General features: G+C 45.8%; 8 protein-coding genes and 1 tRNA gene. 4 read left to right on the forward strand and 5 right to left on the reverse strand.

What is annotated here, in order from left to right:
* Nucleotides 1-1,056, forward strand: a 1,056-nt coding sequence (locus PX636_RS15040) for a R3H domain-containing nucleic acid-binding protein (RefSeq protein WP_288117706.1), incomplete at its 5' end; no start/stop codon positions are given.
* An 11-nt stretch (nucleotides 1,057-1,067) separates the two neighbouring features.
* On the forward strand, nucleotides 1,068-2,495 hold the full coding sequence (locus tag PX636_RS15045) for a hypothetical protein (protein ID WP_288117707.1): 1,428 nt from the start codon (nucleotides 1,068-1,070) through the stop codon (nucleotides 2,493-2,495).
* 201 nt (nucleotides 2,496-2,696) lie between these two features.
* Here PX636_RS15045 and PX636_RS15050 read toward each other — a convergent pair whose 3' ends face one another.
* The 3 genes from PX636_RS15050 to ndhL are packed head-to-tail and all read right to left on the reverse strand — an operon-like array spanning nucleotide 2,697 to nucleotide 3,694.
* Complete coding sequence (locus PX636_RS15050; RefSeq protein WP_002795887.1) at nucleotides 2,697-3,125, reverse strand: ATP-dependent zinc protease family protein; 429 nt, start codon at nucleotides 3,123-3,125, stop codon at nucleotides 2,697-2,699.
* Between the two features lie 4 nt (nucleotides 3,126-3,129).
* A complete protein-coding gene (locus PX636_RS15055; RefSeq protein ID WP_002751981.1) occupies nucleotides 3,130-3,435 on the reverse strand; it encodes a DUF3007 family protein in 306 nt (101 codons plus the stop codon).
* A 19-nt stretch (nucleotides 3,436-3,454) separates the two neighbouring features.
* Nucleotides 3,455-3,694, reverse strand: a complete 240-nt coding sequence (gene ndhL / locus PX636_RS15060) for an NAD(P)H-quinone oxidoreductase subunit L (protein ID WP_002732218.1) — start codon at nucleotides 3,692-3,694, stop codon at nucleotides 3,455-3,457.
* Between the two features lie 172 nt (nucleotides 3,695-3,866).
* Here ndhL and PX636_RS15065 point away from each other — a divergent pair.
* Nucleotides 3,867-3,952, forward strand: a tRNA-Leu gene (locus PX636_RS15065).
* An 86-nt stretch (nucleotides 3,953-4,038) separates the two neighbouring features.
* Here PX636_RS15065 and PX636_RS15070 read toward each other — a convergent pair.
* Both PX636_RS15070 and queG read right to left on the reverse strand, forming a co-directional pair.
* Nucleotides 4,039-4,677: an HAD-IA family hydrolase gene (locus PX636_RS15070; RefSeq protein WP_002795886.1), complete on the reverse strand. Its 639-nt coding sequence runs from the start codon at nucleotides 4,675-4,677 to the stop codon at nucleotides 4,039-4,041.
* The gene (queG, locus tag PX636_RS15075) at nucleotides 4,667-5,614 is read right to left on the reverse strand and encodes a tRNA epoxyqueuosine(34) reductase QueG (RefSeq protein WP_288117708.1); all 948 of its coding nucleotides are present in this window, start codon (nucleotides 5,612-5,614) and stop codon (nucleotides 4,667-4,669) included. Before queG ends, PX636_RS15070 begins: the two co-directional genes overlap by 11 nt.
* Before the next feature lie 345 nt (nucleotides 5,615-5,959).
* On the opposite strand from queG, the gene PX636_RS15080 reads away from it, so the two are divergent.
* The coding region (locus PX636_RS15080) for a DUF3782 domain-containing protein (protein WP_288117709.1) at nucleotides 5,960-6,496 on the forward strand (537 nt) is incomplete at its 3' end.

Below are 6,496 nucleotides of genomic sequence, written 5' to 3' on the forward strand. Positions count from 1 at the left end.
ATCGCCGAACGCGGGGTGCAGTTAGTGGGAACCGCCCACGGCAATCAACTGGAAAATTTAATTAAAAACCCGACTTTATCGGATTTAGTTGGGGGAATTCAAGCAGTAACTCTCGGAGACGAAGAAGCACGCCGCCGGGGTTCCCAAAAAACCGTTTTAGAACGCAAAGCACCCCCCACCTTTGAGATTGCCATCGAAATGTTGGAACGTCAGCGCTGGGTCATCCACGAGGACGTATCCACCACGATCGACCAACTGCTGCGGGGACGGGAAGCAATTGCCCAAATCCGTTGGGTAGATGAGGAGGGGAAAGTACAGGTAGCTCAGGAAGAACCAAAACCGGAAAACCTCACCCCTTTGCGCGGCAATTATCTGCCAGAAATGGATAAACCCAAGGGATGGCGGGCCGATGGCCGGATGACTCCCGTGGCCCGTTTCGGTGCAGGCGGACTCAACCGGGAAAACGATTTTGATCGCCTCCTCGAACAATCCTGGCTGCAGGAAGAACCGGAAACGGAAAAAGTCCGCGTCCCCGGTCCCAATGGCGAAGATTGGCCGGTTTATGTCTATCCCTACGGAGTCAGTCGCGCCCCGATCGAACAGGTAGTACAGGCCCTAGATTTGCCGATCGTTTTGACCAAAGATTTACAGGAGGCCGACGCAGTGCTGGCCCTGCGTTCCCACGTTAAAAATCAGTCAAAATTGCGGCAAATTGCCAAAGTAAGACAAATTCCCATCCACGGCATCAAATCCAATACCCTGCCCCAAATTTCTCGCGGTTTAAAGCGGATTTTGGGCATTGATGACCCGATGAATCAGGAAGGTGCGGATATGCGTTTATTTGCCCGCAGCGGTAGCGATGACGAGATCGAAGCTTTGGAGGAAGCCCGGTTAGCGGTGGAACAAATCGTTATCCCTACCGGCCAACCGGTGGAGTTACTGCCGCGATCGGCGAAAGTGCGGAAAATGCAACACGAATTAGTGGAACATTACCGTCTCCAATCCGATAGCTTCGGAGAGGAACCGAATCGCCGTATTCGCATCTATCCAGCTTAGGAGTCGGGAATTTGAAGCGACGCACGCTAATTATTATGGGTACGGGGGCGGCGATCGGTGCGGTGGCCGTCCGGATTGTCCATCGTCCCCAATCGGCGGCGGAATTGCGGGCTAAAATGCCCCTAGCTGCAAGAATTAAGCTCTGTCTCGATCTGGCTAAGATTAAACTAGCTACCACGATCGACTATCTCGATAGTTATGCCCGTCGGGGAATTCTCTATCCCTATCTTACCCATCCAGAGCCATCGGGTTTTAATTTCTTCAATTGGCTACGGAGGAGGAATAGTCCCACCCCCGGCACTTGGAAGTTAGAAAAGGCTGATTTTTGGGCAGCCGGAGCTTTTGCTGCTTTATTATGGAAAATTGCTGACTTAGAATCAAACCCTATGGATGCGGGATTTTGGGCAGCTGCCGCGAAAAAATGGAGCGATCCCTTAAAAGAAGCGAGTTTGAAGAACAAAGACATCGCTCTCAATAATGTGCTGGTGTTTGCTCCTTGGTTTGAGTCGGGACGGGGACAGGAAAAACAGGCAGCTTTAGAGATAACTTTACAGTCCGCCAGACAACTAGCGCAACCTTTTCAGGATGGCAAAGGGAGTTATCACACCGATATCGGGACTTTTGGCTGGTTACGCAAGGCCGATCGCACCGATCAGCAAGAACATTGGCAGGTTTTTATCGACCATACAATCAATATAGAACAACTGCTCTGGGCAAGTCTCCACAATTCTGACCCCAAGGAAGCAAAAGATTGGCAAGAAAAGGCCCTTTCCCACATCCGCACCATTAGCCGCACCTTTGGGGCTAACCGTCGCCCGGGTAAAACGGGAACTTGGCAAAGAGGGTATTTTGATCAAAATGTCAACTCTCCCACCTATAGAAATTTCTTATTTAATGAGGGAAAACAGGGCTGGCGCGATGATAGCACTTGGTCCCGGGGTCAAGCTTGGTTTATTTATGCTGCCACGACGGCCTATATTTACACCGGCGATCCAGAAATGTTAACCATTGCCAAGGATGCCATTAATTATTATCTGGACAATTTGCCCGATCGCTGGCCCGGTGGACAAAGACGCGCCGGGGATTTTATTCCTCCCTGGGACTTTGATTATGCCTTGCAAAAAAATGCCGCTACGGAAAAGGATTCTTCGGCAGCGGCGATCGCTGTGGCGGGGATGATTCGCTTATTAAAAGCTTTACCCAGCAGTGATCCTAGTTATGGAACCTATCGAGAGGCGATCGATAATACTCTCTTGAATTTGACTTCTTTTGCCTATTTTCCCGACGAAACCGCCCCAGAGATGAGTTTATTGCGTCATGGTTGTTATCATCATCCCGCCGCGATTCAACCCAGCCAAATCTATGATACGGGTTTAATTTGGGGAGACTTGTTTTTTATAAATGCTTTGGCTGAATACCAAGATTTACCCGCTACTTAGGGCTGGCTGAATAAATCTAAAAACCTTGTTGGATAATATCTTTAGACTTTTTGTCAATCAAAAAGTACCGGCCCTGGGAGTGATCAGGGGGAAAATTCCGGGACTTTTTCCCTGAAAATTAGGTAATTGACCCCCTCAAAATCGGTAAAACCCACACCCTGCCCCTAGGAAAAACTTTTTGCCGCAAACCCTAAATATAACTTAACTCAGTAAAAAAGACTTATTCGGATGGACAAGAAAGCCTTTTTTCAGCGCTTCTCGTCCTAATAACATCCGAAAACCCATGACATCGCGATTAGTTAAAGTTAATTCGATCGCCCATTGACGACCGCCAAGTAATACACTTGTTCTGATAACAGGACGTAGTTGACTTTGACCCCCAGAATTTTTTACCTGTCGCCATTCGAGGATTTCTGCGGTGGTGGTGACAGTGTGGTGACTATCTTTTTGGTAGGGATGAACTTGAAAGCGCAGCCAATTGCGATCGCCATCGAGAAAAGGGTGGAGATGAAAAGCGTGTAGGGCCGAGGAGCGAGCGCCTGTATCAATCTTGGCCTTTATTTTGGTAATGCCTAAATCAGGTAAATCCAGCCATTCTCGCCAACCGATGATGATTTTATCGGGTTTCATCTATTTATTTAGTTTTTTCTTCTTCAATCTCCCGCTGCATTTGGGCGATTTCTTCGGGAGTCATCGCTTCCAGACGTTTTTTAAAGACGGCATCTTCGTAATCTTTGCGCTGTTGGCCGTAGGTCATATTATCGGTGGCGACTCGAAACAGATAGGTAAAAATCCAACCGATGACACCACCTACCAACACCGCTTGACTCCAAATTCCCGCCGAAGCACTATCTAAACCGGTTTTTTGTAGGATAATGTAGAGGATGCCGCCCATAGCAAACATCCCTATACCGATCCCGATGACATCAATGCGTCTCATGGGTTTTTTTGGTGATAACTTAAGCTTTTAGGGTACGACGTTGGGGACGGAAGTTAAGGAAAGGACTTAACAACAGCATCCCAGGGAAGAAAAAGCTCATCAGAAAGTACATAAACCCTCTTTCCCAAGAAGATGCCACATACCAGCGCGTATTGAGGTAGTAGTAGATAACGGCGGGAATGACGAGCAAATACAAGACACTGAGAGATAGGTAGATCAGGGCGATGATAATGGTTTCTTGCGTCAGAATTGATTGCATAAGGATTGATTTTTCTCAATAGCTGTCGGTGAACGGCAATTCACCTGCTGATTATTTTACCCCCTCTTTCCCCCTTTGCGGCGATCGAATTGGCGGGCTAAAATAATTTGCTGAAAATACTCTTGCCAATTAAATTATTTGTGATATGATAAAAAATTGTCGGTTAAATAACGGGGGCGTGGCGGAATGGTAGACGCTACGGACTTAAAATCCGTTGAGCCTTATAAGCTCGTGAGAGTTCGAGTCTCTCTGCCCCCATCGATCGAAGTCTATTTTAAACTGAGTATTGGTAATTTTAGTACAAATGCCCAAACTGCCTATCCCTGCCCCCGGGAAAAACTTTTTCAGCCAGCCCTATCTAAAATATCCAATAATTCTAGGGGATGATGAATGAGATGATCGGGGTTAAATTGAGTGAGAATTTGAGGGGAATTAAAGCCCCAAGCGACGGCCACCACTTGCACTTGACTTTTTTGGGCAGCAGTAATATCTCTAGTTTCATCGCCGACATAAATCATTTCATCGGGACAGAATTTATTTTCTCGAATCAGGCGATCGATAATTTTGTGTTTGCCGAATAAAGGCGTTCCAGAACAGATAAAATCAAATAAATTTAAGAGTTGATTATTTGCTAAAAATATGGTGACATTTTCTTTAGTATTAGAAGTTATGATTCCTAATCTATAGCCTCTTTCTTTAAGAGTGGCGAGGCAGTGATGCCAGCCATGGAAAGGTTTCAGACATTCAATTTGTTTATTTAATTCCCGTTTAACTCGATAGAGTAAAAAAGGGATTTTAACGGGGGAAACTTGGGATTGTTTAATAATTTCTTGGGAACTAAGGTTTTTTAGTCTGGCCAAATCTTCCTCGTTGACGGGTTGATAACCAAAATTTTTAGCCAAACGATTGACAATCTCCACGAAAGTATCGTGGGTATCGGCGATAGTACCATCAAAATCGAACACGACCACTTTAATTGTCATCTTGTGCGGGGTGAGGGGAATGAGCTAAATTAGCTTGGGCATTACGTCGCCACTGCTGGGGTTTGATTCGACGCAGGGCTGACGAGATAAAACGACGATCCCACTCCTCTATAGTTAGATTAGCTAATTCATCCAACCTTGGCGAGAGGTTTTCGGGACGAGGTTGAAAATCCTCCACGTCGGTAACTTGGGCAAAACGTTGATTCCAAGGACAGACATCTTGACAGATATCGCAGCCGGCTACCCAACCTTGTAAATTCTTGGCAATTTCTGTAGGCAAAGTTACAGCACGATTTTCGATGGTATGGTATGCAATACAGCGATTAGCATCCACCACATAGGGACTAACTATTGCTTGGGTCGGACAAGAGCTTAAACAACGGCTACAGGTGCCACAATGGTCACTATGGGGTCGATCGGGTTCTAAAGGTAAATTAGTTAATATTTCGGCTAAAAAAACCCAACTGCCGTAATTGCGGGTAATTAAGTTACCATTCTTGGCAATCCAGCCGATCCCTGCTCTTTGCGCCCAAACTTTATCCTGTACCGGTCCTGTATCCACATAGTAACGGGTTTGAATTTGCTCCCCCTGACTTTCTAACCATTGACTGAGGGCTTTTAATTTTTTACTTAATACTTTGTGATAATCCCTTCCCCAAGCATAACGGGAAATTTTGCCATGGTTTTGTTCTTGACTGTGTTGCTGGGGGGTGTAGTAGTTAAGGGCGAGACAAATTAGCGATCGCACTTCCGGCCAAAGAGTTTTGATATCCTGTCGTTTCGGGTTAGTCATCCAATCCATATCAGCGTGATAACCCCGCTCTAACCAGCTTTTTAGATGGGATACCGCCGAGTCTTGGCTGTCCACAGAGGCAATACCGACCCCATGGAAGCCCAACTCTAGCGCTTTTTCTTTGATCTGTGTTTCTGTCACCATAGAAATATCTTAAGTCAAGTATTTGTAACAATTATTTACAATTATCAATTTATTGAGCCAAATCCCAGGCTGAACAGTTAGAAACCATGATCAACGAAGAAACTGTGGTTCCCGTCCCCGCTATATCGTCCTCATACTAAATCCAGTTATTAAAAACTGATTATTTATTCTCCGTTTTGCCTTTTGCATGAGTAGAAAACGGGTTTCTCCGAGAAACCCGTTTTCTGTGCGTTACTCAACGGATTTGTATAACTATTGACTTGCTCAATTAACACCCGTCCCTAAAATGACTTGTACTTTGCTAGTACAATTATAGTAAAATAAGAAAGATTAAAACAAATAACCATGTCTCAACCGATTACCATCGAAGATATCTATAAACTTTTTGAGAAAACTAACGAAAAGTTTGAACAATCACGCCAAGAATACGATCGCCGGGCTGCCGAAGCCAAGGACGAAGCCGATCGCCGGGCTGCCGAAGCCGATCGCCGGGCCGCTGAATACGATCGCCGGGCTGCTGAAGCCAAGGCCGAAGCCGATCGCCGTTTAGCCAAGCTAGAGAAAACAGTGGCCAATACCAGTCGTGCCGTGGATAGTTTAACCACTCGCTGGGGAAGATTTGTCGAGGAATTAGTCGAACCTGCTGTTATTGGCCTATTTCGTAGCAAAGGTATCGATGTCAAAGAAACCTACAGTCGTGCCAGGGTAAAACGGCAAGGAATAGCCATGGAGATTGACATTTTAGCCGTCGATGAAACCGAGGTAGTTTTAGTAGAATGTAAGTCTCGTTTATCGAAAGATGATGTCAACGATTTTTTAGAAAAATTAAGTCGATTTAAACAGGCATTTCCCCATTATAGAAACTATCAGGCTTATGGTGCA

Source organism: Microcystis sp. M53598_WE2 (genome assembly GCF_030067735.1).
Classification (GTDB): domain Bacteria; phylum Cyanobacteriota; class Cyanobacteriia; order Cyanobacteriales; family Microcystaceae; genus Microcystis; species Microcystis aeruginosa.